General features: G+C 55.6%; 22 protein-coding genes. 10 read left to right on the top strand and 12 right to left on the bottom strand.

All coding sequences use genetic code 11. From position 1 onward, the window contains the following. Window positions 1-6 precede the first annotated feature (6 nt). Both aceE and pdhR read right to left on the bottom strand, forming a co-directional pair. Entirely contained in the window at window positions 7-2,673 is a 2,667-nt protein-coding gene (gene aceE, locus FHW04_RS07965; protein ID WP_031376688.1) for a pyruvate dehydrogenase (acetyl-transferring), homodimeric type, read from the bottom strand. Between the two features lie 103 nt (window positions 2,674-2,776). Then, window positions 2,777-3,541, bottom strand: coding sequence for a pyruvate dehydrogenase complex transcriptional repressor PdhR (pdhR, locus tag FHW04_RS07960; RefSeq protein WP_031376689.1), 765 nt, complete (start codon window positions 3,539-3,541; stop codon window positions 2,777-2,779). A gap of 516 nt (window positions 3,542-4,057) precedes the next feature. On the opposite strand from pdhR, the gene aroP reads away from it, so the two are divergent. The 3 genes from aroP to FHW04_RS07945 all read left to right on the top strand — a co-directional run bounded on the left by aroP (window position 4,058) and on the right by FHW04_RS07945 (window position 7,981). Next, on the top strand, window positions 4,058-5,413 hold the full coding sequence (gene aroP / locus FHW04_RS07955) for an aromatic amino acid transporter AroP (protein ID WP_031376690.1): 1,356 nt from the start codon (window positions 4,058-4,060) through the stop codon (window positions 5,411-5,413). Window positions 5,414-5,612: 199 nt separating this feature from the next. Continuing rightward, window positions 5,613-7,025, top strand: coding sequence for a glycoside-pentoside-hexuronide (GPH):cation symporter (locus FHW04_RS07950; RefSeq protein ID WP_031376691.1), 1,413 nt, complete (start codon window positions 5,613-5,615; stop codon window positions 7,023-7,025). Then, window positions 7,022-7,981: a glycoside hydrolase family 43 protein gene (locus FHW04_RS07945; RefSeq protein ID WP_089561384.1), complete on the top strand. Its 960-nt coding sequence runs from the start codon at window positions 7,022-7,024 to the stop codon at window positions 7,979-7,981. Before FHW04_RS07950 ends, FHW04_RS07945 begins: the two co-directional genes overlap by 4 nt. Here FHW04_RS07945 and ampE read toward each other — a convergent pair. Together ampE and ampD are read right to left on the bottom strand one after the other, a co-directional pair. After that, window positions 7,963-8,817, bottom strand: coding sequence for a beta-lactamase regulator AmpE (gene ampE / locus FHW04_RS07940; protein WP_046289190.1), 855 nt, complete (start codon window positions 8,815-8,817; stop codon window positions 7,963-7,965). The two genes, FHW04_RS07945 and ampE, sit on opposite strands and share 19 nt — an antisense overlap. Before the next feature lie 16 nt (window positions 8,818-8,833). Further along, complete coding sequence (gene ampD / locus FHW04_RS07935; RefSeq protein WP_089561383.1) at window positions 8,834-9,385, bottom strand: 1,6-anhydro-N-acetylmuramyl-L-alanine amidase AmpD; 552 nt, start codon at window positions 9,383-9,385, stop codon at window positions 8,834-8,836. A 198-nt stretch (window positions 9,386-9,583) separates the two neighbouring features. Here ampD and nadC point away from each other — a divergent pair, with 198 nt between their 5' ends. The 4 genes from nadC (at window position 9,584) to hofC (ending at window position 13,675) form a co-directional block, all read left to right on the top strand. Then, window positions 9,584-10,480, top strand: coding sequence for a carboxylating nicotinate-nucleotide diphosphorylase (gene nadC / locus FHW04_RS07930; protein ID WP_031376694.1), 897 nt, complete (start codon window positions 9,584-9,586; stop codon window positions 10,478-10,480). A gap of 175 nt (window positions 10,481-10,655) precedes the next feature. Then, window positions 10,656-11,111 (top strand): prepilin peptidase-dependent pilin, encoded by a 456-nt coding sequence (ppdD, locus tag FHW04_RS07925; RefSeq protein WP_031376695.1) that lies wholly within the window; start codon window positions 10,656-10,658, stop codon window positions 11,109-11,111. Then, a complete protein-coding gene (gene gspE / locus FHW04_RS07920) occupies window positions 11,098-12,483 on the top strand; it encodes a type II secretion system protein GspE (RefSeq protein WP_089561382.1) in 1,386 nt (461 codons plus the stop codon). The genes ppdD and gspE overlap by 14 nt, the downstream gene beginning before the upstream one ends. Next, entirely contained in the window at window positions 12,476-13,675 is a 1,200-nt protein-coding gene (hofC, locus tag FHW04_RS07915) for a protein transport protein HofC (RefSeq protein WP_089561381.1), read from the top strand. Before gspE ends, hofC begins: the two co-directional genes overlap by 8 nt. A gap of 215 nt (window positions 13,676-13,890) precedes the next feature. Here the strand turns inward: hofC and FHW04_RS07910 are convergent, their stop codons facing one another. Continuing rightward, a complete protein-coding gene (locus tag FHW04_RS07910; RefSeq protein WP_089561380.1) occupies window positions 13,891-14,931 on the bottom strand; it encodes a GMP reductase in 1,041 nt (346 codons plus the stop codon). 225 nt (window positions 14,932-15,156) lie between these two features. On the opposite strand from FHW04_RS07910, the gene coaE reads away from it, so the two are divergent. Genes coaE through yacG form a run of 3 tightly spaced genes read left to right on the top strand, consistent with a single transcriptional unit; the run spans window position 15,157 to window position 16,728 of the window. After that, window positions 15,157-15,774: a dephospho-CoA kinase gene (gene coaE, locus FHW04_RS07905; RefSeq protein ID WP_031376699.1), complete on the top strand. Its 618-nt coding sequence runs from the start codon at window positions 15,157-15,159 to the stop codon at window positions 15,772-15,774. 4 nt (window positions 15,775-15,778) lie between these two features. Further along, entirely contained in the window at window positions 15,779-16,522 is a 744-nt protein-coding gene (zapD, locus tag FHW04_RS07900; protein WP_046289189.1) for a cell division protein ZapD, read from the top strand. Between the two features lie 8 nt (window positions 16,523-16,530). Next, window positions 16,531-16,728: a DNA gyrase inhibitor YacG gene (yacG, locus tag FHW04_RS07895; protein WP_031376700.1), complete on the top strand. Its 198-nt coding sequence runs from the start codon at window positions 16,531-16,533 to the stop codon at window positions 16,726-16,728. A 30-nt stretch (window positions 16,729-16,758) separates the two neighbouring features. Here yacG and mutT read toward each other — a convergent pair whose 3' ends face one another. The 7 genes from mutT to ftsQ form a co-directional block, all read right to left on the bottom strand. Further along, complete coding sequence (mutT, locus tag FHW04_RS07890; protein ID WP_069728429.1) at window positions 16,759-17,154, bottom strand: 8-oxo-dGTP diphosphatase MutT; 396 nt, start codon at window positions 17,152-17,154, stop codon at window positions 16,759-16,761. A gap of 165 nt (window positions 17,155-17,319) precedes the next feature. After that, window positions 17,320-20,025: a preprotein translocase subunit SecA gene (gene secA, locus FHW04_RS07885; protein ID WP_031376702.1), complete on the bottom strand. Its 2,706-nt coding sequence runs from the start codon at window positions 20,023-20,025 to the stop codon at window positions 17,320-17,322. A 74-nt stretch (window positions 20,026-20,099) separates the two neighbouring features. Continuing rightward, the gene (secM, locus tag FHW04_RS07880; protein ID WP_338137928.1) at window positions 20,100-20,606 is read right to left on the bottom strand and encodes a secA translation cis-regulator SecM; all 507 of its coding nucleotides are present in this window, start codon (window positions 20,604-20,606) and stop codon (window positions 20,100-20,102) included. 301 nt (window positions 20,607-20,907) lie between these two features. Then, entirely contained in the window at window positions 20,908-21,825 is a 918-nt protein-coding gene (lpxC, locus tag FHW04_RS07875) for a UDP-3-O-acyl-N-acetylglucosamine deacetylase (protein WP_031376704.1), read from the bottom strand. 101 nt (window positions 21,826-21,926) lie between these two features. Next, window positions 21,927-23,081, bottom strand: a complete 1,155-nt coding sequence (gene ftsZ, locus FHW04_RS07870) for a cell division protein FtsZ (protein WP_009092127.1) — start codon at window positions 23,079-23,081, stop codon at window positions 21,927-21,929. Window positions 23,082-23,152: 71 nt separating this feature from the next. Continuing rightward, window positions 23,153-24,409, bottom strand: coding sequence for a cell division protein FtsA (ftsA, locus tag FHW04_RS07865; protein WP_003854739.1), 1,257 nt, complete (start codon window positions 24,407-24,409; stop codon window positions 23,153-23,155). Next, complete coding sequence (ftsQ, locus tag FHW04_RS07860) at window positions 24,406-25,245, bottom strand: cell division protein FtsQ (RefSeq protein WP_031375972.1); 840 nt, start codon at window positions 25,243-25,245, stop codon at window positions 24,406-24,408. The genes ftsA and ftsQ overlap by 4 nt, the downstream gene beginning before the upstream one ends. Window position 25,246 lies beyond the last annotated feature (1 nt).

Here is a 25,246-nt window from a genome sequence, read left to right as displayed (position 1 = left end):
TACCTCTTAAGCCAGACGCGGGTTAACTTTATCGGCATCGATATTGAATTTGGTGATCGCGTCAGCCACCACTTTCTTCTCAATCTCGCCACGTTTAGCCAGCTCACCCAGCGCGGCAACCACGACATAAGATGCATCCACTTCGAAGTGATGACGCAGATTTTCGCGGCTGTCAGAGCGACCAAAGCCATCGGTACCCAGCACGCGATAGTCGCTGGCTGGCACATAGCTACGAACCTGCTCAGCGAACAGCTTCATGTAGTCGGTTGAGGCGACGGCCGGTGCATCGTTCATCACCTGAGCAATGTAAGGCACGCGCGGTGCTTCTGTCGGATGCAGCATGTTCCAGCGCTCACAATCCTGGCCATCACGTGCCAGTTCGGTGAACGAGGTCACGCTGTAGACGTCAGAGCCGATACCGTAGTCTTTCGCCAGGATCTGCGCGGCTTCACGTACGTGACGCAGGATAGAACCTGAACCCAGCAGCTGGACTTTACCTTTGCTGCCGTCGACCGTTTCCAGCTTGTAGATACCCTTACGGATACCCTCTTCCGCACCCTGCGGCATCGCCGGCATGTGGTAGTTTTCGTTCAGCGTGGTGATGTAGTAGTAGACGTTCTCTTGCGCTTCGCCATACATCCGCACCAGACCGTCATGCATGATCACCGCGACTTCATATGCGTATGAAGGATCGTAGGAGATACAGTTCGGGATGGTCAGCGACTGAATGTGGCTGTGACCATCTTCATGCTGCAAACCTTCGCCGTTCAGCGTGGTACGACCGGAGGTGCCGCCGACCAGGAAGCCGCGCGCCTGTTGGTCGCCCGCCAGCCACATCAGATCGCCGATACGCTGGAAGCCGAACATGGAATAGTAGATGTAGAACGGGATCATCGGCAGGTTGTTGGTGCTGTAAGAGGTCGCCGCCGCCAGCCAGGATGAACCTGCACCCAGCTCGTTGATCCCTTCCTGCAGAATCTGGCCTTTCTCGTCTTCTTTGTAGTAGGCAACCTGCTCACGGTCCTGCGGCGTGTACTGCTGGCCGTTCGGGCTGTAGATACCGATCTGACGGAACAGACCTTCCATACCAAAGGTACGCGCTTCGTCCGCCAGAATCGGAACCAGACGATCTTTGATCGACTTGTTCTTCAGCATCACGTTCAGGGCACGCACAAAGGCGATGGTGGTAGAGATCTCTTTGTTCTGCTCTTCCAGCAGCGCACCGAACTCTTCCAGCGCTGGCATTTCCAGCTTCTCGGTGAACTTCGGCTGACGCGTCGGCAGGTAGCCGCCCAACTTCTCACGCTGACCGTGCAGATAGTTGTACTCTTCAGAGCCTTTGTCGAAGGTCACGTATGGCAGTGATTCAATCTTGTCATCGGCTACCGGCACGTTGAAGCGATCACGGATATAGCGCACGCCATCCATGTTCATCTTCTTCACCTGGTGAGCAATGTTTTTGCCTTCCGCGGTGTCGCCCATACCATAACCTTTAATGGTATGCGCCAGGATCAGCACCGGCTTGCCTTTGGTGTCCTGCGCTTTTTTCAGTGCCGCGTAGATTTTCTTCGGATCGTGGCCGCCACGGTTCAGTGCCCAGATTTCATCATCGGACATATCTTTAACCAGCGCGGCGGTTTCCGGATATTTACCAAAGAAGTGCTCACGCACATACGCGCCATCACGCGATTTAAAGGTCTGGTAATCGCCGTCAACGGTTTCGTTCATCAGCTGAATCAGCTTGCCGCTGGTATCTTTGCGCAGCAACTCATCCCAGCGACCGCCCCAGATGACTTTGATCACTTCCCAGCCAGCACCGGCAAAAATGCCTTCCAGCTCGTTGATGATCTTACCGTTACCGGTGACCGGGCCATCCAGACGCTGCAGGTTGCAGTTGATGATGAAGACCAGGTTATCCAGTTTTTCACGGGTAGCGATGGTGATTGCGCCTTTTGATTCCGGCTCATCCATCTCGCCATCGCCGAGGAAGGCGTACACGGTCTGCGCGGAGGTATCTTTCAGGCCACGGTGTTCCAGATATTTCAGGAACTTCGCCTGGTAGATAGCCGACAGCGGACCCAGACCCATAGAAACGGTCGGGAACTGCCAGAATTCCGGCATCAGTTTCGGGTGTGGATAAGAAGAGAGGCCTTTACCGGCCACTTCCTGACGGAAGTTGTTCATCTGCTCTTCGGTCAGTCGACCTTCAAGGAACGCACGGGCATAAATGCCTGGGGAAATGTGGCCCTGGAAGTAAACCAGGTCGCCGCCATCCTTCTCACTGCGCGCGCGGAAGAAGTGGTTAAAGCACACTTCATAAATGGTGGCAGAAGACTGGAAGGAGGACATATGGCCACCGAGTTCCAGATCTTTCTTCGATGCGCGCAGCACCGACATGATGGCGTTCCAGCGGATCGCGGAACGGATACGACGTTCAAGAGAGGTGTTGCCCGGATAATCCGGTTCATCTTCAACGGCAATAGAGTTGATATAGTTGCTGATTGCAGAAGATCCTGCAGCAACGTTCACGCCGCCTTTGCGGGCTGCACCCAGTACCTGATCAATCAGATACTGCGCACGTTCAACACCTTCTTCACGGATGACCGATTCGATCGCCTGTAGCCAGTCACGAGTTTCAATCGGATCCACGTCATTGTGTAAACGTTCTGACATGGGTGTGTTCCTTATCTGTGTCTAATACGTTGAATAATCGGGAGCCTGTTACAGCACATGCAGGCAGGCTCGTCGCACATGTCCGTACGATCTTTGTCGCACGTTATTCCTTACGTTGCTGTAAACGACGCAGGGAGCGTTCTCGACGGCTCTGCTCCCGACTTCTGTCCAGCAAGATTTCCTCAATGAACGCCAGGTGACGGTGTGAAGCCTCGCGCGCTTTTTCCGGCTCACGAGCCACAATCGCCTCAAAGATTCTGGCGCGGTGACCGCTCACTTTCGCCAGCATTTCCCGGCGCGAGTAGAGCAATTCAAAATTCTGACGGACGTTTCGTTCCAGCATAGGGCCCATAGAGCGTAGCAAATGCAAAAGCACGACATTATGGGCGGCTTCTGTGACAGCGATCTGATACTGCATCACTGCGTCCGCTTCGGCGTCTAAGTCGCCGCTGTCCTGTGCCTGCTGGATCTGCAGATGGCAATCGCGAATCCGCAGCAGATCCTCTTCGGTGCCGCGCAGTGCCGCATAATAGGCAGCAATGCCTTCTAAGGCATGGCGCGTTTCCAGCAGATCAAATTGTGATTCCGGATGGTCGGCGAGAAGCTCTACGAGTGGATCGCTCATGCTTTGCCAGAGATGCTCCTGTACAAACGTTCCGCCACCCTGACGGCGTAGCAGTAATCCTTTGGCTTCTAAGCGCTGGATCGCTTCGCGGAGAGACGGACGTGAGACATCGAATTGTTTGGCGAGTTCGCGCTCGGGGAGCAGCTTCTCTCCCGGACGCAGCGTCCCTTCCATGATCAGGGATTCGAGCTGTTGCTCGATAGCGTCGGAGAGCTTGGGTTGGCGAATCTTACTGTAAGCCATCTTCCCTTCTTATTGAGCCAATCGTCCGGAGTAAATTGGTAATACCAATTGCCAAAAGGTGCCGGTAAAGTAACAAAGTATTCACCTTGTGTCTATACGGTCCGGATGACATTCCAGTGCGGCTAAAGCCAGTGCTGACGCTAACTTACGGTTAAAAAAATGAAAAATTACCGTGGAAGCAAATGTTAAATATTTTCACTTTTACCAAACCTTACACCCGCTTAGCTGCTAAACGCAGCGGCAACCATAAGTGAAACCTATTCGTCATCAGTAACATTTCATGGCAGAAATTTGGGCAACACCAACGTGAGCCGGACGCTGTTTTTTCAGTCAATGCTCAGCACGAAAAGCGAAAGCAGGTGCAAAGCGATTCGCTTATCACTATTCTTGTCGCCAGGGTAGCGCATGGCAGCAGACAGCACGCCAGATACCGTAAAATAATCAATACATTAATGTAACTCCTTCCTTACAGCGGTCTGCGCTGCGAACGAAGAATAAAAACATCACGAGGTTTGTATGGAACAACAGCAAGGCGAAGCGCTGAAACGTGGTCTGAAGAACCGCCATATTCAGCTCATCGCGCTGGGTGGTGCGGTGGGGACCGGCCTGTTTCTCGGCAGTGCATCGGTCATTGAATCCGCCGGACCGGCAGTCATTCTGGGGTATGCCATTGCCGGTTTTATCGCCTTTTTAATTATGCGCCAGTTAGGCGAGATGGTGGTGGAAGAGCCGGTTGCCGGCAGCTTTAGCCACTTCGCTTATAAGTACTGGGGCAACTTTGCTGGCTTCGCGTCGGGCTGGAACTACTGGGTACTCTATGTGCTGGTGGCGATGGCGGAACTGACCGCAGTAGGCAAATATATCCAGTTCTGGTGGCCTGACTTTCCCACCTGGGCCTCAGCCGCCATCTTCTTTGTGATGATCAACGCCATCAACCTGACCAACGTAAAAGTGTTTGGCGAAATGGAATTCTGGTTCGCCATCATCAAAGTAGTGGCAGTGATTGGCATGATCCTGTTCGGCGGCTGGTTGCTGTTCAGCGGCAGCGGCGGCCCGCAGGCAACGGTGCGCAATCTGTGGGAACAGGGCGGATTTTTCCCTCATGGCCTCGGTGGGCTGGTGATGGTAATGGCGATCATTATGTTCTCGTTTGGCGGCCTGGAACTGGTAGGGATTACCGCGGCAGAAGCCGATAATCCGGAAACCAGCATTCCCAAAGCCACCAACCAGGTGCTGTGGCGCATCCTGATTTTCTATATCGGTTCGCTGGCCGTGCTGCTGTCACTGATGCCGTGGACCCGGGTCACTGCCGAAGTCAGCCCGTTCGTCTTCATCTTCCACGAGCTGGGTGATGCGATGGTGGCCAATGCGTTGAACGTGGTGATCCTGACTGCCGCGCTGTCGGTCTATAACAGCTGCGTTTACTGCAACAGCCGCATGCTGTTTGGTCTGGCGCAGCAAGGCAACGCGCCAAAAGCGCTGCTGAAAGTGGATCGCCGCGGTGTGCCGGTGCTGACCATTCTGGTCTCCGCCGTCGCCACTGCGCTGTGCGTATTGATTAACTACCTGATGCCGGGCGAGGCTTTCGGCCTGCTGATGTCTCTGGTGGTTTCTGCGCTGGTGATCAACTGGGCGATGATTAGCCTGGCCCACCTGAAATTCCGTCGTAAGAAAGATCAGCAAGGGGTCACCACCCGCTTTAAAGCGCTGCTCTATCCGGTAGGTAACTGGATTTGCCTGATCTTCCTGGCCGCGATTCTGGTCCTGATGGCAAACACGCCGGGCATGGCGATTTCCGTCTGGCTGATCCCGGTCTGGCTGGTCATTCTGGGCATCGGTTACTTCATTAAAAATCAGACGCAGAAAGCCTGATAAGCACTTTCCTGCTGCGACACCGTTGGCGGTCGCAGCAGGCTTCTCTCCCCCGCCGGCGTACGCTGCCAAAGACCGATCCAGCTCACACTTCTCCCCGCGCACCTGATTTGTCCATCTTCACGACGATTTATTCCCAGTCATCTCTCTGATTTAGCGACAATAATTCCTGTTCACACCGGATGCGCAGGAGAGAACCATGAAAGGTGCAGCCCTCTCGTTTCGAGAAAAACTGGGTTATGGCATGGGCGATGCCGGATGCAACATGATTGGCGGTGCCATCATGCTGTTCCTTAACTACTTCTATACCGATGTTTTCGGTTTAGCCCCGGCGCTGGTCGGCACGCTGCTGCTGTCAGTGCGGGTACTGGATGCGGTAACCGATCCGATTATGGGCGCGATTGCCGATCGCACCCAGAGTCGCTGGGGTCGTTTCCGCCCGTGGCTGCTGTGGGTTTCCGTCCCGTATGTGCTGTTCAGCGTGCTGATGTTTACCACGCCGGACTGGACCTACCATAACAAGGTGATCTGGGCCTTCGTCACCTACTTCCTGATGTCGCTGACCTACACTGCCATCAACATTCCCTACTGCTCGCTGGGCGGCGTAATTACCAACGATCCCGGTGAGCGCGTCTCCTGTCAGTCTTACCGTTTCGTGATGGTCGGCATCGCAACGCTGATCCTGTCGATGTCGCTGCTGCCGATGGCGGAATGGTTTGGCGGCGAAGACAAGGCGCGGGGTTATCAGATGGCGATGACCGTGCTGGCAACCATCGGCCTGGCGATGTTCCTGTTCTGCTTTGCCACGGTGCGTGAGCGTATTCATCCTGCCGTCCCCAGTAATGACGATCTGAAGAAAGATCTGCGCGACGTCTGGAAAAACGACCAGTGGGTGCGCATTCTGCTGCTGACCTTCTGCAACGTCTGTCCCGGCTTTATCCGCATGGCCGCCACCATGTATTACGTCACCTGGGTAATGGGACAATCGACCCACTTCGCCACGCTGTTTATCAGCCTTGGCGTGATCGGCATGATGTTCGGCAGTACGCTGGCAAAAGTGCTGACCGACCGCTGGTGTAAGCTCAAGGTCTTCTTCTGGACCAACATTGCATTGGCGCTGTTCTCCAGCGCATTTTACTGGATCGATCCGCACGCCACGCTGATGGTGGTGATCGCCTACTTTGTGCTGAACATCCTGCATCAGATTCCGTCGCCGCTGCACTGGTCGCTGATGGCCGATGTCGACGACTATGGCGAATGGAAAACCGGCAAGCGCATCACCGGTATCAGCTTCTCCGGTAACCTGTTCTTTCTCAAAGTGGGACTGGCGGTCGCCGGGGCGATGGTTGGCTTCCTGTTGTCGATCTACGGCTACAATGCCGGGGCTAAACAGCAGTCGCCGGAAGCGATCAACGGCATCATGCTGCTGTTTACCGTGATTCCGGGCGTTGGCTATCTGATTACGGCGGGTGTGGTACGCCTGATGAAGGTCGACCGTAAAATGATGATCACTATCCAGCAGGATCTCGCGCTGCGCCGCGAAAATTTCCGAGACTTACAGACTACTCGCCCACGCGACGGCGTTGTCCCGCAAACCGGAGAAGTAAAATGACCGTTACCTGGCCTAATCCCTTTATTGAACAGCGCGCCGACCCGTTTATCCTGCGTCATGATCAGCACTACTATTTTATCGCCTCGGTGCCGGAATATGACCGGCTGGAGATCCGGCGTGCCGATACGCTGGCAGGCCTGCGCAGCGCTGAACCGGTGGTGGTATGGCGCAAACCGGACAGCGGCCCCTGCAGCGAGCTGATCTGGGCGCCGGAACTGCACGTTATTGATGGCCAGTGGGTGATCTACTTCGCCGCTGCTCCGACACGCGACATCAAAGATGGCCTGTTTCAGCACCGGATGTATGCGCTGGTGTGTGATGCCGCCGATCCGCTGCAGGGTGAATGGCAGCCGTGTCGTCGGGTATTCAGCCAGTTCGACAGTTTCTCGCTTGATGCCACGCACTTCGTGCATCAGGGTAAGAACTGGTATCTGTGGGCGCAGAAAGATCCGGCCATCCCGGGTAACTCCAACCTCTATCTGGCCGAGCTGCTCAATCCCTGGACGCTGAAAGGCACGCCGGTGATGCTGAGCCGACCTGAATATGAATGGGAATGTGCCGGATTTAGCGTTAACGAAGGCGCGGCGGTAATCAGCCATGGCGATCGGCTGTTCGTGACCTACTCTGCCAGCGCCACCGATGAGAATTACTGTCTGGGTTTACTGTCGATTGCGATTGATGCCGATCCGCTCGACGTCACCGCCTGGCAGAAATCTGCGCGGCCGGTGTTTGTATCGAGCTGGGATAATCATCAGTATGGACCGGGCCATAACAGCTTTACCCAGGATGAGGCGGGACGCGACGTGCTGGTTTACCACGCGCGTAACTACACCGAAATTGAAGGCGATCCGTTATGGGATCCGAATCGCCATACCCGGCTGAAGTACTTTGACTGGCGGGCAGATGGCACACCTGACTTTGGCGTGCCGCCCGCCGATCACACCAGCGTGCCGTAGATCGTCAGCAACGCAACGGCCACCACCAGCACCAGCGACGTTCGTTTCGCTAACGCCACGGCAACCCGTGGCGTTTCCACTTTATCAGTGTGCGGATCGCGCGACAGCGAGAACTGGGCCAGGCTGGTCAGCACCTGATACTGCGAACGATGACGGTCGGTCAGCGAGGCAAACCATGCCGGCAACGCTTTCTCGCCGTGTCCCAGCAAGGCGTAGGCCACACCTGCCAGCCGCACCGGGATCCAGTCGAGCACATGCAGTATGCTATCCACGCCCGACTGCGCACGCGCCATCGGCGTGCCCTGTTTTGCCAGCCAGCCCTGCCAGGCGCGCAGGAATGCGTAACCCACCAGCAGCACCGGTCCCCATGCGCCACCCACCACCAGCCAGAACATCGGCGCGAGGTAGAAGCGGAAGTTAATCCAGATCAGCGCATTCTGCAGTTCGCGCAGGAATTCACGCTCGCTGCACTCAACCGGCACACCGTGGATCAAGGTCAGCTCTGCCGCCATCGCCTGATGGGCTGCGGCATCATCGTGGCTGGCCGCCTTCAGATAGGTGTGATAGTGCAGACGGACCGATCCCGCGCCGATACATAACAGCCCAATGACGATCCAGAACAGCAGTTGCAGCACACCAAACAGCAGGCCTTTCAGGCTCCAGACCACCAGCGCCGTCACGGCCATCGCCAGCACCGTCATCAGCAGGGTGCGCATCAGAGAGAAATGCTGACGACGACGAAAAAACGGCTCCAGCCGATGTTCGAGTTGCCAGTGCTCGCCCAGCTTAAACAGGCGCTCCCAGCCTAAAACCAATAACAAGGTAAACAACGTCATACTGACTCCGCAAAAATCACGATTTTTGCTGCGTTAACAGCTGCTTATAGTAGTCCCAGTCAAATGCAGGTCCGGGATCGGTTTTGCGCACCGGCGCGATATCACTGTGTCCGGTAATGCGCGCAGGCGTGATGGGATAGTGCTGCAACAACACCTGTGTAACCTGTTGCAGCGCCCGGTATTGCGCCTCGGTATAGGGTTGGTTATCCGTCCCTTCCAGTTCAATGCCAATCGAGAAGTCGTTGCAGTTTTCCCGGCCGTCGAACTGTGACACGCCCGCATGCCAGGCGCGTTTATCAAACGGCACATACTGTACAATCTCACCTTGCCGGCGAATCAGGCAGTGCGCCGCCACGCGCAGGCTGGCGATATCCGCAAAATAGGGATGAGCATCCGGCGGCAGCGTACCGGTGAACAGTTTGTCGATCCACGGACCGCCAAATTCGCCCGGCGGCAGACTAATATTGTGGATCACCAGCAGCGAAGGCGCCTCGTCGTCGGGTCGATCATTGCAATGCGGCGAGGGGACCTGACGCACCCCGGTCAGCCAGCCATGTTCAAGTTTCATGCTGCATTTCCTTGTTCAATCAGGCTGAGAATAGCATGAATAGTAAGGGTTTCTTGCGTCTTAATGCGTCATCAGGCCGCAGTCCGATCGGCTTTTGTTAAGGATACTAAACAAAATTCCGCTCATCACTGGTACGCTGCGGCGGTTCAGGCTATTGTGGACGCCTTACTCATCATCCCTTTTTGGAGTTGATCGCTTATGTCTTCGCGTGGTTATGATCCGGACAGTCGCCGCCAGGCGCTGATTAGACGCATTGAAGGTGACATCCCTGAGGCTGTCGCACGCGCTTTACAGGAAGATCTCGGCGGCGAAATTGACGCCGACCGTGATATCACCGCCCAGCTGTTACCTGCCGAAACGCAGGCCCATGCTCAGGTGATTACCCGTGAGGCGGGTGTTTTCTGCGGTAAACGCTGGGTTGAGGAAGTGTTTATTCAGCTTGGCTCGCACGCCACCCTGACCTGGCATGTAGAGGATGGCGATCGCATCGAGCCTGACCAGCCGCTGTTCGACATTGACGGTCCGGCGCGACTGTTGCTGACCGCTGAGCGTACCGCGCTCAATTTTGTCCAGACGCTTTCTGGCGTTGCCACCGAGGTCAGCCGCTATGTGGCGCTGCTGGCGAACAGCCAGACGCAGCTGCTGGACACGCGAAAAACCCTGCCCGGGCTGCGCACCGCCCTGAAATATGCCGTGCTGTGCGGCGGCGGCAGTAACCATCGCCTTGGCCTGTCCGATGCCTATCTGATTAAAGAGAATCACATTATTGCCAGCGGATCGATCCGTCAGGCGGTAGAAAAGGCGCAGTGGCTGCAGCCGGATGTGCCGGTAGAAGTTGAAGTCGAATCGCTGGAGGAGCTGGACCAGGCGCTGGACGCAGCGGCGGATATCGTCATGCTGGATAACTTCAGCCTGGAGCAGATGCGGACGGCGGTAGAGCGTAATCAGGGTCGTGCGCTGCTGGAAGTCTCTGGCAACGTCACGGAAACCACTCTGCCTCAGATTGCGCAGACCGGCGTCGATTATGTCTCGGTAGGGGCGCTGACCAAGCATGTGCGCGCACTCGATTTGTCGATGCGTTTTCAGCAACAGTAAGACATTACGCCGTGTAACCGCACGGCGTTTTCTGCGATCCCGCTTCCATGACCCTTTCGGCTGCACTGCAAGCAACAAATATGTTCTCGCCCCCTTTTCCATTGTTTCATTCTGCGACTGTGATTCTTCTGCCCGCCTTTTTAGTCTGACGTTTTCTTAATCAGGAGGCGATGTGATGAATTATCAAGGCGGATTTACGCTGGTTGAACTGATGATTGTGGTGGGTATCGTGGCGATCTTAAGCGCTATTGGCCTGCCCGCTTATCAAAACTATCTGCAGCGCGCGGCGCTCACCGACATGCTGCAAACCATGGTGCCGTACAAAACGGCAGTGGAACTCTGCGCCATGGAGCGCGGCGATCCGGCGCAGTGTCAGGCTGGCGAGCACGGTATTCCTGCCGTCAGAAGCTCACGCTACGTTTCTGCCCTTAGCGTGACCAAAGGCATCATCACCCTGACCGGTCAGGAAAATCTGAAGGGCTTAAGCGTGGAGATGCTACCGGTGTGGGACAGCACGGAAGGTAGCATCAGCTGGCAACGGAGCTGCACCAGCAGCAATATCAGCCTGCGTGACAACTGCCTTGCTCAGTTCCGCTTTGCCGATAAAGGGGCGAATGATGAACAAGCATAATGCAGCGATTGCAGCATTATGCCAGCGCTATCGCGCTCTGGTGCTGCACCACGATGCCAGCCAGCTACGGGTTGCCGTAGCGGAAAGTGTGCCGCAGGGGCTGGCTGAAGCGCTTAACTTCGCCAGCCAGTGTCAGATTGAGATTGAGTGCTGGCCGCAGGCGCGCCTCGATCAGCTGCAGCATGCTGAAACGCCGCTGTCAGCCCGCGAAGATGCACCGGCAGAGTCAGCCGTTGAGGCAACGCAACAGATACTGCATCAGGCGCTGGAACGTCGCGCGTCTGACATTCACATTGAGCCCTGGCGGGAGGGTCTGCGGGTCAGGTTGCGGATTGACGGCGTCCTGCATCCGCTCTCCTCACTGCCCGCCACCCAGCCTGCGGCACTGCTGGCGCGCCTGAAAATTCTCGGCGGACTGGATATTGCCGAACGCCGGTTACCACAGGATGGTCAGTTCAGCCTGGAGATTGCGGGCAAACCGGCTTCTTTTCGCCTCGCCACGTTGCCGATCCATGGCGGTGAAAAAGCGGTGGTGCGACTGTTGCAGAGCGAAAGCGCGGCATTATCGCTGGATAAACTGGGGCTTCCTGCCGCCCAGTTACGCCTGTTGTGCTCAGCGCTGGCCCAGCCGCAGGGGCTGATCCTGGTGACCGGACCCACCGGCAGCGGCAAAACCTTTACGCTTTACAGCGGGCTGAGCGCGCTGAATACGCCAGACAAAAACCTGTGCAGCGTCGAAGACCCGATTGAAATCCCGCTGCCCGGCATCAATCAGACCCAGATTAACAGTAAAAGCGGGCTCGACTTCCATCGCGTACTGCGTGCGCTGTTGCGCCAGGATCCGGACGTGATCATGGTCGGCGAGATCCGCGATGCGGAAACCGCTGAAATAGCCGTTAAGGCCGCGCAGACCGGACACCTGGTACTCTCCACGCTGCATACCAATTCAACCGCCGAAACCCTGACCCGCTTACGCCAGATGGGTATTCCTGGCTATCTGCTGGGATCGGCGCTACGGCTGATCGTTGCGCAGCGTCTGGTACGGCGGCTCTGCCCGCACTGTCGTCAGCCGGCTCAGGCGGTGGCGCACTATCCTTCCGAACTCTGGCCCGGCACCCTGCAGACCTGGCGCGCGCCTGGCTGCGATCACTGCTTCTCAGGCTACTTTGGTCGGCTGGCGCTGTTTGAGCTGCTGCCGGTAAACGCCAGGCTGCAAAATGCCATTGCAGCAGAAATGCCGCTTGAAAATCTGCTCAGTCTGGCAAAACAGCAGGGGCTGCGTACCCTGCTTGCCTCCGGGCTGGAAGCGGTAAGCCGCGGTGACACCTCGCTGGAAGAGATGCAGCGGGTTATCGGGCTGGAAGATGGCTAATCCAGCGTTGTTTCGCTGGCAGGCGGTTGACAGCCAGGGCGCGCTACAAAGCGGTCAGCTACTGGCTGTCGACAGTGAGAATCTGCTGCTGATGCTGGCGCAGCGCGATCTGCTGCCGGTCAGCTGGAAATGCGAAAAGGTCTGGCGGCAGTCCGCCTGGACGTGGCAGCACAAAACCGATCTGATACGCCAGCTGGCAACTCTGCTTAAGGCGGGCTTACCGCTGGCGGAGAGTCTGATTCTGCTGGCTGAGGGACATCCGCACGCGGGCTGGCGGGCACTGATGCTGGCGTTGCATCATCGGGTTTTGAGCGGTCAGCCTTTTTCACAGGCGCTGCGTGAGTGGCCGCAAATCTTTCCGCCGCTCTATCCGGCCCTGATGGAGGTCGGCGAGCTGACCGGGCAGCTGGATGTCTGCTGCAGCGAACTGGCACAACAGCAGACCCGGCAGCAACAGCTGTGGCAACAGGTAGTAAAGGCGCTACGCTATCCACTGTTCATTCTGTTAGTCGCGATCGCTGTCAGCTGTGGCATGCTACTGTTCGTGCTGCCGGAATTTGTCACAGTGTATGCCTCGTTTGACGCACCGTTACCGGCGTTTACCGCTGCGGTGATGCAGCTTTCTGCCACGTTGCAGCAGTGGGGACTGTTGTTAGCCAGCGTGCTGCTGCTGTTACTGGTGGGCTGGCAACAGCTGCGGCGACGTTCAGCCAGCTGGCAGCGGCGGGAGCAGCGTTTTTTTCTCCGCATCCCGCTGCTTGCCGGACTATGGCGCGGTTCGCAGCTAACGCAGATTTATACCATCCTGCAGCTGACACAGCACGCCGGACTCACCCTGTTGCAGGGTCTTGCCGCTGTTGAGGTTACCCTCTCCTCCCTGCTGTGGCGGGAAGCGATTGCTGCGCTGCAACAGCATATCGCCGCAGGCAAACCGCTGCATCAGGCGCTGGCGCAGCATCCGCTATTTACTGCACTTTGTGGCCAGCTGATTCGCGTCGGTGAAGAAGCGGGGGCGTTAGATCTGATGCTGGCCCGACTGGCGGAATGGCATGAAGCAGAGACCCGTGAACGTGCTGACACGCTTGCTGCCTCACTGGAGCCGATGATGATGGTGGTGATAGGTGGCATTGTCGGTACGCTGGTGATTGCGATGTATCTGCCGATGTTCGGGCTGGGTGATGCGATGCATTAAGGGGCGCGTTATGCGCCCCTTAACATGAAATCAGGTGAGTAATTGATGAAGTCTGATCAGTGACACCGGATAAGTAGCTGTCGAGGCTGAGCATCAATGGGCCACTGCCGGTGCGTCAGTATCGGAAATACCATCAAGTGCCTGATTGTCATTGAATCTCCATCAGTCACTGTCGGCCACTCCCTGACCCTGAATCGCTGACAACCGGCAGCTAACTATCGGTTAAACACCCGGTTTTCCTGCTCAGTCACCCGGATAAAAGTGGTGCGCTTGGTCAGTTCCTTTAGACGCTCTGCCCCTACGTAGGTACAGGCTGAACGCAGGCCACCCAGAATGTCGCGTGCCGTATCAGCTACCGGACCACGTAATGGCAGCTTCACGGTTTTGCCTTCTGCTGCACGGTACTCCGCAACGCCACCTACGTGACGCTTCATTGCCGACTCCGAACTCATGCCGTAAAACAGCATGAAGCTTTCGCCATTCTCTTCGATGACCTTGCCTTCACATTCATCGTGCGCTGCCAGCATACCGCCCAGCATTACAAAGTCGGCACCGCCGCCAAAGGCTTTAGCAATATCACCCGGCACCGCACAGCCACCGTCACTGACAATCTGTCCACCCAGTCCGTGCGCCGCATCAGCGCACTCAATCACCGCCGAGAGCTGTGGGTAGCCCACGCCGGTCTTCACGCGCGTGGTGCAGACTGAGCCAGGGCCAATGCCCACTTTGACAATATCGGCACCAGACAGAATCAGCTCTTCCACCATTTCCCCGGTTACTACATTACCGGCACAGATCGTTTTGCCAGGAAACGCTTCGCGGGCACGCTGCAGAAAATCGACAAAATGCTGCGAGTAGCCGTTAGCCACATCAATGCAGATAAACTGTAATTTCTCTGACAAGGCCATAATGGCGTTCAGCTTGGTAAAGTCCGCTTCAGAGGTGCCGGTAGAGACCATCACCGCGTTCAGTACCGGCGCGGGCACACGCTGAATAAACGCTCGCCAGTCATCTACGCTGTAATGCTTATGCACCGCCGTCAGGATATTAAAGCTGGCCAGCGCTTCTGCCATCAGAAAGGTACCGATGGTATCCATATTGGCGGCAATGATTGGGACACCGCTCCAGCTCAGGCCGGAGTGCTTAAAGGTAAAACTGCGCTCCAGCTCAACCTGTGAGCGGCTTTTCAGCGTGGAACGTTTTGGGCGAATCAGAACGTCTTTAAAGCCCAGTTTCAAATCTTCTTCAATACGCATGTGTCATGTCCTGGTGAGTGGCAACGAACCGCAGTTCGCGAAGCCAGCACGGCTCCAGTGACCTTATGATACGCGCCTGCCGTCCGGCGACAAGACTGCGAATTTCACTTTATTTACGCTACAATCCGTAAAATTTAGCTGAGCATTATCGTTGTGATCTGGCCCGCATTTTTGCGTTACTGATCCAGACCATTAACATGAACCTGTGTCCAAAAGAGAAGTCAGATGGGAAATAGGCCCTACACCATAGCGCTGACAGGGGGAATCGGTAGCGGTAAAAGCTCGATTGCCAGACAGTTCGCTGCGCTCGGGGTCGACATTATCGATGCTGACCTGATTGCGCGCGAAGTGGTTGAGCCAGGGACGCCGGCTTTACAGGCGATTGAAGCACGTTACGGTGCCGCGATCCTGACCGAACAGGGCACCCTGAATCGCGCGCGGTTACGCGAGATTATTTTTCAGACGCCAGAAGAGAAAAGCTGGTTAAACGCGCTGCTGCATCCGCTGATTAACGCCCGCACCCAACAGTTGATCGCTGCCGCCTCTTCACCTTATGTGCTGTGGGTGGTGCCGTTACTGGTGGAAAATCAGTTACAGCACCAGGCTGACCGGGTACTGGTGATTGATGTCGACGAAGCGACACAGATAGCCCGGACTCAGCAACGCGACCAGCTTTCTCTCGCCCAGGTGCAACGTATTCTTGCGGCACAGGCCACGCGGCAGCAACGCCTCGCCTGTGCTGATGACATTATTGATAACAGTGGCGAGCCTGAAGATGCATTGCCACAGGTTGCCGAACTCCATCAGCGCTACCTCAGGCTGGCGGCAACGAAACAGGATTAACACCATGAGCACACCCGTTCTGTTTGAACATCCCCTGAATGAAAAAATGCGAACCTGGTTACGGGTTGAGTTTCTGATTAATCAGCTGGATGAGACCACCCCGCTGGATAAAACCGTTAACGCCCTGACCTTTTTTCGTCTGATCGGTGAACTGCTCGATATTTTCGAGCGGGGCGACATGCGTACCGAGTTGTTGAAAGAGCTGGAGCGCCAGCAGCAGAAATTGCGCGCCTGGGCTGATGTGCCTGGCGTAGATATGACGCTGGTAGATGCCCTGCGTGAAAAGTTAAAAATGCAGTCAACCCAGCTGATGAATGCGCCGCGGATGGGGCAGCAACTGCGGGAAGACCGTCTGATTGCGCTGGTGCGTCAGCGCCTGAGCATTCCTGGCGGCTGCTGCAGTTTTGATTTACCCGGCCTGCATATCTGGCTGCATTTACCCCAGGAAGCGCGTGATGCCCAGGTGGAAGCCTGGATGCAGACGCTGGTGCCGCTGCATCATGCGCTGGCGATGATCCTCGACCTGATCCGTCAGTCCGGGGCGTTTCGCAATCAGACCAGCCTGAATGGCTTTTATCAGGACAACGCTGAGGGTGCCGACCTGCTCCGCCTGCAGCTGTCGCTGGAGGATGCGCTTTACCCGCAGGTCTCCGGACATAAAAGCCGTTATGCCATTCGTTTTATGCCGCTTGATAGTGAGCGTGGTGAAGTACCAGCCCGACTCGACTTTCAACTGGCCTGTTGTTAGAGGTGAATATGCAGCAAGAAGTTATGACCGTCGCCTGTCCACAGTGCGGCAAAGATGTTATCTGGGATGAACTCAGCCCGTGGCGGCCGTTTTGCAGTAAGCGCTGCCAGCTGATTGATTTGGGTGAATGGGCCGCTGAAGAGAAACGTATTCCCAGCAGCGGTGATCTGAATGACAGCGATAACTGGAGCGAAGAAGACCATTAATTGCCGGATGGGGTGAGTCGCCCCATCCTGTCAAAACTCGCCGGCAATCAGGCGGGCAATCAGTTGATGATTCGCCGGAGGAAACTCTTCGGCGACCAGCGCCTGTTGATCAACCCAACGCTGCGGCTGCCCCTCCTTGCCCCACGGCTCTCCCTTCCAGCCTTCAACCAGGAAGAAATGCAGCGTTACCCGCAGATCTTCATAGCTATGATCAGCCTGACCAATCGGACGCGCTTCGGTGACCTCAATGCCGGTCTCTTCCTGCAACTCGCGAATCAGACCCTGTTCGGCGCTCTCACCCGCTTCAATCTTGCCGCCGGGAAACTCCCATTTATTGGCCATATAGGATGTCGCCGCGCGCTGGGCAAGGAAAATCTGTTTATCGGCATTGCGGATAATACCAACCGCGACCTGCAGGTGCTTCATGAAGAATATCCCGAGATTATTGGGTGAATGAGCAGTGAGTTTAAAACAGGGTGTGGCGGAAGTTAACCGCTTTAACCTGCTGAAACAACCAAACTCAGCGTCTGTCGCGGCCAGGCAGCAGCCAAAAAAAGGAGCCAGTGGCTCCTTTTTCATCAGCTGTTAATCTCAGGCCAGGCGGCCGTGACACTGCTTATATTTTTTACCTGAACCACATGGGCAGGGATCGTTGCGTCCGACTTTGCGTTCACCACTCTGCTGCGCCAGCGCTTCGGCCGCCAGCGTCTCTTCTTCAACGTGGCTCAGTTGTTGCTGCTGAGCCAGACGTTCAGCCTCTTCGCGACGCTGCTGCTCCATCGCTTCAACTTCTTCCGGCATCCGCACCTGGACCTTGCTCAGGGTGCTGATCACTTCATATTTCAGTGACTCAAGCATGGCGGCAAACATAGCGAACGATTCACGTTTGTACTCCTGCTTCGGATCCTTCTGCGCATAGCCACGCAGATGGATGCCCTGACGCAGATAATCCATCGCCGCCAGATGCTCTTTCCACAGCGAATCCAGCGTCTGCAACATCACGCCTTTTTCGAAGTTACGCATCATCTCAGCACCAACCACCTCTTCTTTGGCGGCATAGTTCTCCATCGCATGGGTCATGATGCGCTCACGCAGCACTTCTTCATGCAGATCGGGCTCTTTATCCAGCCACTCCGCAATCGGCAGATTAAGATCGAAGTCAGTACGCAGGCGCTCTTCCAGCCCTGGTACATCCCACATCTCTTCCAGTGACTGCGGTGGAATATAGGTATCAATAGTCGCTTTGTAGACGTCATGACGGATGCTGTTGATGGTTTCGCTCACATCCGACACATCCAGCAGTTCGTTACGCTGGCTGTAGATGGCACGACGCTGATCGTTGGCCACATCATCATATTCCAGCAGCTGCTTACGAATATCGAAGTTACGGCTCTCAACTTTGCGCTGCGCATTGGCAATCGCTTTGGTCACCCACGGGTGCTCAATCGCTTCACCCGGCTTCATCCCCAGTTTGCGCATCATGTTAGAGACGCGATCCGAGGCGAAAATACGCATCAGCGCATCTTCCATCGACAGGTAGAAACGGGAAGAACCGGCGTCGCCCTGACGGCCAGCACGACCACGCAGCTGGTTATCGATACGGCGCGACTCGTGGCGCTCAGTACCCACGATGTGTAAACCGCCGGAGGCCAGTACCGCGTCATGGCGAATCTGCCATGCGGCTTTAATCTCTTCGATCTGTGCTTCGGTCGGGTTTTCCAGCTCGGCTACTTCGGCGTGCCAGCTGCCGCCCAGCATGATGTCAGTACCACGACCGGCCATGTTGGTGGCGATGGTGACCGCGCCCGGCTGACCTGCCTGTGCCACGATTTCCGCTTCGCGGGCGTGGAATTTGGCGTTCAGAACGTTGTGTTTGATACCGGCACGTGTCAGTTCGTTAGAGACCACTTCCGATTTCTCAATCGAGATGGTCCCGACCAGCACCGGCTGGCCGTTGGCGGTACGTTCACGGATATCTTCGATGATCGCGTCGATCTTCTCTTTCTCGGTCATGTAGACCAGATCGGCCAGATCTTTACGCACCATTGGACGGTTAGTCGGTACCACAATGGTATCGAGCTTGTAGATAGAGCTGAATTCGAACGCTTCGGTATCCGCGGTCCCGGTCATACCGGCCAGCTTTTCGTAGATACGGAAATAGTTCTGGAAAGTGATAGAGGCCAGCGTCTGGTTCTCGTTCTGGATCTCTACCCCTTCTTTGGCTTCAATTGCCTGATGCAGTCCGTCTGACCAGCGACGCCCCTGCATGGTACGACCGGTGTGCTCATCAACAATCACCACTTCGCCATCTTTCACGATGTAATCCACATCGCGGGTAAACAGCGCATGGGCGCGCAGCGCCGCAGTAACGTGGTGCATCAGCATAATGTTGGTCGGTGAATAGAGTGATTCGCCGGCTTCCATAATGCCCTGGCTGACCAGCAGCTCTTCGACCTTAACCAGTCCACGTTCAGACATGTGCGCCTGACGGGCTTTTTCATCCACCCAGAAGTCGCCTTCACCCTGATGGGTTTCAGTGTCTTCTTTATCCTGACGAATCAGGTGCGGAATGATTTTGTTTACTTTGGTATAGAGCTCAGAACTGTCTTCCGCAGGTCCCGAAATGATCAGCGGGGTACGCGCTTCATCGATCAGGATGGAGTCAACTTCATCCACCAGTGCGTAGTGCAGTTTACGCTGCACGCGCTCTTCCGGGCTGAAGGCCATGTTGTCGCGCAGGTAATCGAAGCCATATTCGTTGTTGGTACCGTAAGTAATGTCAGCGGCGTAAGCTTCACGCTTCGCTACTGCAGGCAGACCCGACATGTTGATGCCGACGGTCAGACCGAGGAACTCAAACAACGGACGGTTATTCTCGGCATCACGCTGTGCCAGATAGTCGTTGACGGTAACGACGTGAACCCCTTTACCGGAGAGCGCATTCAGATAGGCTGGCAGCGTGGCGGTCAGGGTTTTACCTTCACCGGTACGCATCTCGGCGATGCAGCGATCGTTCAGTACCATGCCGCCGATCAGCTGGACGTCGAAGTGACGCATGCCGAACACGCGCTTACTCGCTTCACGCACGGTAGCAAAAGCTTCCGGGATCAGGCTTTCCAGCGTCTCGCCTTTTTTCAGGCGTTCACGGAACAGTTCGGTTTTGCCTTTCAGTTCATCATCAGAGAGCTTTTCAAAGTCCGGCTCCATCTTGTTGATGACATCCACCACTTTACGCATACGACGCAGAGTACGATCGTTACTGCTACCAAAAACCTTGGTTAACATTTTGATTAACATAGTAAATATATTCTCAATTCAGCCGGATCATTCCGGACTGCAAAATCTAAACAGAGTGAATAAAACCAAAAATATTAGCAGGACAATTGGGTGGGTCCGGCGCGGATGCCATGAACGCGGGCATGCCATTCAACCCATGAGCGGGTTACAGCCGTAAACAGCGGTGGAGTCGGGGTCATCTGCGGCACAGCACGCAACGCAGAGTGTGACGTCAGTAAGTCATGCAGCGAATCGATCAGCGCCAGCTTTTGCGCCGCCAGCGGCAGAGTTTGTTGTTCCGCCTGCGCCTGGGGCGTTAGCGTGAAAGAGAGGTGTCGAATAACGGTGCGGATGGCGTGCTGGTGCCAGTAATCCACATTGAAGCTGGGGCGGCGTGCCGCTTCCTGCAGGCGAATCAGGTGATCAAACCGCGCGGCGTTGCCCATGAACAGGCTACTGGCCGGCGATTCAGATGAAGCATTGAGTTCAGAACTTTGCGCACAGGCAGGTAAGCCGAGACTGGCCGCGACCATCCCTAACAGGAGATGAGGCCAGAAATAGCGTCTACCTAATTGTCGCCAGCGCAGAAGAATTCCGATCACAACCTTTCCATCGCGCATGCTCTGTTGCGCTTCCGTTTTCGTTCGCCCGCCGCGAGCGGCAGCGGTATTCAGCCTGTAAAAGCGCCAGAGATAGTATCACTAATGTGGGGCATCCACACCTGGGATTAAAGTGGCGGTGCGAGAAATTGCGCGCGTTTGTTCAGCAATTCAGCAAAACGGACGGCGCGATGCGAGCAGGCTCGACATCAGCAGAGGCGGGGACCGGAGCAATAAAAAAACGGCTGGCGCCGCTGACCGGAGAGGGTGTCAGCATAACCAGCCGTTTCACGTTCTGAGGTAATTAAGCCAGAACCAGATTCGGTGCTTTGAATGCCAGCGGCAGTTCAGCTTCGTCTTCGAAGGTTGCCCATTCCCAGGCTTCCTGCTTAGCCAGAACCGCTTGCAGCAGCTTATTGTTCAGCGCATGACCCGATTTGAACGCCGTGAAGGCGCCAATGATATTATGGCCACACATAAACAGGTCGCCGATAGCGTCCAGCATTTTGTGACGGACAAATTCGTCCTCAAAACGCAGGCCTTCTTCATTCAGTACGCGGAAATCATCCAGACCTATCGCACAATCTAAGCTACCGCCCAGGCACAGGCCTTTAGACTGCAGATATTCGATTTCACGCATAAAGCCAAATGTACGCGCCCGGCTGATTTGACGAACAAAGGCGTCAGCAGAGAAGTTCATCGCATAACGCTGCGAGCTGGAATCGATCGCCGGGTGTTTGAAGTCAATGGTGAAGTCGAGCGAGAAACCGTTGTACGGTTTGATCTCGGCCCATTTGTCACCCTCTTCCACACGCACGGTCTGCTTAACGCGCACAAATTTCTTCGCGCTGTTGAGCTGCTCAATGCCTGCATCCATCAGCAGATAGATAAACGGTGCTGCGCTGCCATCCATAATCGGGATTTCCGGTGCATCGACTTCAACAATGATGTTATCGATACCCAGACCCGCCAGGGCGGCATTAAGGTGTTCAACCGTTGAAATACGCACGCCTTCATCATTCACCAGGCAGGTACTCAGCATGGTGTCGCGCACGTATTTTGCATCAGCCGGAAAATCTACCGGTGGATTCAAGTCGGTGCGACGATAGATGACCCCGGTATTAGCCGACGCAGGGCGTAATGTCAGTGTGACTTTCTTGCCGGTATGTAAACCGACACCAGTCGCCTGAACAATACGTTTTAGTGTCCTTTGTTTGATCATCGTATTATCTCGCAATATTACCTTTCCGACCGCTAGTATACTTTACCAGCGGGCAGACACTTTAGCACAAAGAGCGGGGAAACCCAATTATAGGGTTAATCCTAGTCGGCCTGCTTACGCAAAAATGCCGGAATATCAAGGTAGTCTGGCTCTTTGTTTGACTGCGCAGCCTGGTCGTTAACCACTTTAGCTGCCGGTTTCTGCTCCTGCGGCAGCGGTGACATACCGTGCTGCTGATAGCGATGATCCATAACCGGCTGGCTGGCTGGCTTATTGGTCACCAGGGTGATTTCCGGACGTTTGTCCATGCCGATACCGGTTGCCACCACGGTGACGCGCAGTTCGTCATTCATTTCTGGATCCAGTGAAGTACCGATCACCACTGTCGCGTTGTCAGAGGCGAAGGCGCGGATAGTGTTACCCACGGTTTCGAACTCATCCAGACGCAGGTCGAAGCCAGCCGTGATGTTGACCAGCACGCCGCGCGCACCAGACAGGTCGATATCTTCCAGCAGTGGGCTGGAGATCGCCATTTCAGCCGCTTCTTCAGCGCGGTCTTCACCACAGGCAACGCCTGAACCCATCATGGCGTAACCCATTTCGGACATCACGGTACGCACGTCAGCAAAGTCGACGTTCATCAGACCCGGACGGGTAATCAGTTCGGCGATACCCTGAACCGCGCCTTTCAGCACGTCATTGGCTGCGCCAAAGGCGTCCAGCAGGGAGATACCGCGACCCAGAACTTTCAGCAGCTTGTCGTTTGGAATAGTAATCAGTGAATCGACATGCTTAGAGAGTTCCGCGATCCCCTGCTCAGCAAACGCCATGCGTTTCTTGCCTTCGAAGTTGAACGGCTTGGTGACAACGGCCACGGTCAGGATACCCAGATCCTTCGCCACTTCCGCTACCACAGGCGCTGCACCGGTACCGGTACCGCCGCCCATGCCTGCTGCGATGAAGACCATGTCTGCCCCTTCCAGCGCAGAACGCAGTGCTTCGCGATCTTCTTCTGCAGAGTTACGGCCGACTTCCGGGTTCGCACCCGCACCCAGACCTTTGGTAATGTTATTACCGATCTGAATCGTCTGGCCGACAGCTGTTTTACGCAGCGCTTGCGCGTCGGTATTCACAGCAAAGAATTCCACACCTTCGATACGCTCGCGTACCATGTGCTCTACGGCGTTGCCACCGCCACCGCCGACGCCGATGACTTTAATCACCGCGTCATTGGTTAATTCCATAGGTTCAAACATGATTTCTCTCCGTTATGTGCCTGTCGCCTGGAGATCACTAAAGAAAACAGCATGATCCCCTTTTACAAAAATTAAAACTCTTTTTTCAACCAACTATTGATGCGCTTGAACCAGTTGCCTACCGAAACCCGTTTTTCGGTCTCTGCATCGCCGTTCATGTGCGACTCTTTGCCGTAATGCAACAGTCCCACCGCGGTGGAGTAGTACGACTCCTGCGCATAGTCAGTTAAGCCGGTAATATTCAGCGGTTGTCCGATACGCACCTGCGTATGGAATACGCGTTGCGCACAGGCCGCCAGTCCTTCGATTTGCGCGGCACCGCCGGTCAGGACAATGCCCGCCGCAAGATGGTGCTTCACGCCCTGCTGACGCAGTTGTTCCTGTAACTGCAGAATCTCGTCATTGACCAGATTCAAAAGCTCGGTATAACGCGGCTCAATCACTTCGGCCAGCGTCTGACGCTGCAGGCTGCGCGGCGGACGTCCGCCCACGCTCGGCACTTCAACGTTCTCATCTTTGCCGACAATCGAGCCCAGCGCGCAGCCGTGACGCACTTTGATCGCTTCCGCATCGGTTGGCGGTGTGCCAAATGCATAGGCGATGTCGCTGGTGACCACGTTGCCTGCATAAGGAATAACCTTAGTGTGCCGTAAAGCACCGCCGGTATATACGGCAATGTCCATTGTACCGCCACCGATGTCGACAACACAGACACCCAGCTCACGTTCGTCTTCGGTCAGAACCGCAAAACTGGATGCCAGGCCGGCAAAAATCAGTTGGTCAACTTTCAGGCCACATCGTTCAACGGCTTTAACAATATTTTTCGCCATATCGTTGTGACAGGTGATCAGATGCACTTTTGCCTGCATCCGCACCCCGGAAAGCCCGACCGGATTTTTGATCCCTTCCTGATAATCAATGGCGTATTCCTGAGGAATAACATGCAGGATGCGATGCTCGTCACGCACACGCACCGACTTAGCGGTATGCACTACGTTCTCTACATCATCCTGAGTCACTTCCTCTTCGGAAATCGGAACCATCCCGATTTCGTTCTGACAACTAATATGTTTGCCCGATAACGCAAGGTAGACGGAGGAAATCTGGCAATCTGCCATCAGCTCAGCCTGATCGATGGCGCGCTGTACGCATTTCACCACCGACTCAAGGTCATTCACGCCACCTTTATCCATACCGCGGGACGGGCAGCTGCCCACCCCAATAATATTGACCATACCATCGGGCAGAATTTCCCCAACCAGGGCGGCAACCTTCGCGGTGCCAATTTCGAGTCCAACTACCAGTTTTCTGTCCGTTGCCTTGATCATTGTTGTTTAGCCTGTGCCTGGTTCTGTTGCTGATTACTGTCCTGTGGCTCCATCACGACCGGCGTCCAGCCAACAGAGGCGCCCGAGTCGTATCGTAAATCCACGTAGCTGATACGTTTGCTCTCGTTCTGACCTTGCTGTTGCAGCACCGGGTAGAGCTCAATAAAGCGGTTCAGACGCTTCATGGTGTCGCTGCGCCCCAGTTCGATGCGCACATCGTCACTGGTAACCAGCTGCCATGAACGCCGGGCCGTCATCGACGCGACCTTCAGGGTAAACTTTCTGGCCTTCAGTACATCGTCCATGCTGTGATAACCCGCCAGCACCTCTTTCTCACTGCCTTCTGGTCCATACAGCATCGGCAGGGTTTCTTTGCCGATATGGTTAGCCGGGACGCTGAAGGAGACGCCATCCGCGTCAACCATATGCAGATCGTTCCAGCGCGCCACCGGGGTATATTCCACCAGATGGATCTTCAGCTCGTCCGGCCACTGTTTACGCACGCTGACCTGCTTAATCCACGGCAGCCTCTCTATCTGCTGCTGCAGAATATCCACGTCCTGCGACATGAACGTGCCCGGCGCGCCAAGTGACAGAATCGCCTGGCGAATGTCATCGTGGGTGGTGTAATGGGTTTGCCCGGTCACCACCAGTTTCGATAACGGCAGACGTGATGCATCGTTCATCCACTTCAGCACCACCAGCCCGCCAGAAATCATAATGCCTATCACGATCAGCAAAAAAACGATGCCGAACAGTCGGGCTCCGTTACTGCGCCCGGTGCGTATACGCTCCTGCGGTTCACGGTTTCGAACTCTCATCGCCGCCTGTGACATA

Source organism: Pantoea sp. AN62 (genome assembly GCF_050432985.1).
Taxonomy (GTDB): Bacteria; Pseudomonadota; Gammaproteobacteria; order Enterobacterales; family Enterobacteriaceae; genus Pantoea; species Pantoea brenneri.
This window is presented reverse-complemented; position numbering and strand designations above follow the sequence as displayed.

What these genes read in the sequence shown, in the direction of transcription:
- aceE (WP_031376688.1), bottom strand. Translation starts at nt 2,673, where the DNA reads ATGTCAGAACGTTTACACAATGACGTGGATCCGATTGAAACTCGTGAC.
- pdhR (WP_031376689.1), bottom strand. Translation starts at nt 3,541, where the DNA reads ATGGCTTACAGTAAGATTCGCCAACCCAAGCTCTCCGACGCTATCGAG.
- aroP (WP_031376690.1), top strand. Translation starts at nt 4,058, where the DNA reads ATGGAACAACAGCAAGGCGAAGCGCTGAAACGTGGTCTGAAGAACCGC.
- FHW04_RS07950 (WP_031376691.1), top strand. Translation starts at nt 5,613, where the DNA reads ATGAAAGGTGCAGCCCTCTCGTTTCGAGAAAAACTGGGTTATGGCATG.
- FHW04_RS07945 (WP_089561384.1), top strand. Translation starts at nt 7,022, where the DNA reads ATGACCGTTACCTGGCCTAATCCCTTTATTGAACAGCGCGCCGACCCG.
- ampE (WP_046289190.1), bottom strand. Translation starts at nt 8,817, where the DNA reads ATGACGTTGTTTACCTTGTTATTGGTTTTAGGCTGGGAGCGCCTGTTT.
- ampD (WP_089561383.1), bottom strand. Translation starts at nt 9,385, where the DNA reads ATGAAACTTGAACATGGCTGGCTGACCGGGGTGCGTCAGGTCCCCTCG.
- nadC (WP_031376694.1), top strand. Translation starts at nt 9,584, where the DNA reads ATGTCTTCGCGTGGTTATGATCCGGACAGTCGCCGCCAGGCGCTGATT.
- ppdD (WP_031376695.1), top strand. Translation starts at nt 10,656, where the DNA reads ATGAATTATCAAGGCGGATTTACGCTGGTTGAACTGATGATTGTGGTG.
- gspE (WP_089561382.1), top strand. Translation starts at nt 11,098, where the DNA reads ATGAACAAGCATAATGCAGCGATTGCAGCATTATGCCAGCGCTATCGC.
- hofC (WP_089561381.1), top strand. Translation starts at nt 12,476, where the DNA reads ATGGCTAATCCAGCGTTGTTTCGCTGGCAGGCGGTTGACAGCCAGGGC.
- FHW04_RS07910 (WP_089561380.1), bottom strand. Translation starts at nt 14,931, where the DNA reads ATGCGTATTGAAGAAGATTTGAAACTGGGCTTTAAAGACGTTCTGATT.
- coaE (WP_031376699.1), top strand. Translation starts at nt 15,157, where the DNA reads ATGGGAAATAGGCCCTACACCATAGCGCTGACAGGGGGAATCGGTAGC.
- zapD (WP_046289189.1), top strand. Translation starts at nt 15,779, where the DNA reads ATGAGCACACCCGTTCTGTTTGAACATCCCCTGAATGAAAAAATGCGA.
- yacG (WP_031376700.1), top strand. Translation starts at nt 16,531, where the DNA reads ATGCAGCAAGAAGTTATGACCGTCGCCTGTCCACAGTGCGGCAAAGAT.
- mutT (WP_069728429.1), bottom strand. Translation starts at nt 17,154, where the DNA reads ATGAAGCACCTGCAGGTCGCGGTTGGTATTATCCGCAATGCCGATAAA.
- secA (WP_031376702.1), bottom strand. Translation starts at nt 20,025, where the DNA reads ATGTTAATCAAAATGTTAACCAAGGTTTTTGGTAGCAGTAACGATCGT.
- lpxC (WP_031376704.1), bottom strand. Translation starts at nt 21,825, where the DNA reads ATGATCAAACAAAGGACACTAAAACGTATTGTTCAGGCGACTGGTGTC.
- ftsZ (WP_009092127.1), bottom strand. Translation starts at nt 23,081, where the DNA reads ATGTTTGAACCTATGGAATTAACCAATGACGCGGTGATTAAAGTCATC.
- ftsA (WP_003854739.1), bottom strand. Translation starts at nt 24,409, where the DNA reads ATGATCAAGGCAACGGACAGAAAACTGGTAGTTGGACTCGAAATTGGC.
- ftsQ (WP_031375972.1), bottom strand. Translation starts at nt 25,245, where the DNA reads ATGTCACAGGCGGCGATGAGAGTTCGAAACCGTGAACCGCAGGAGCGT.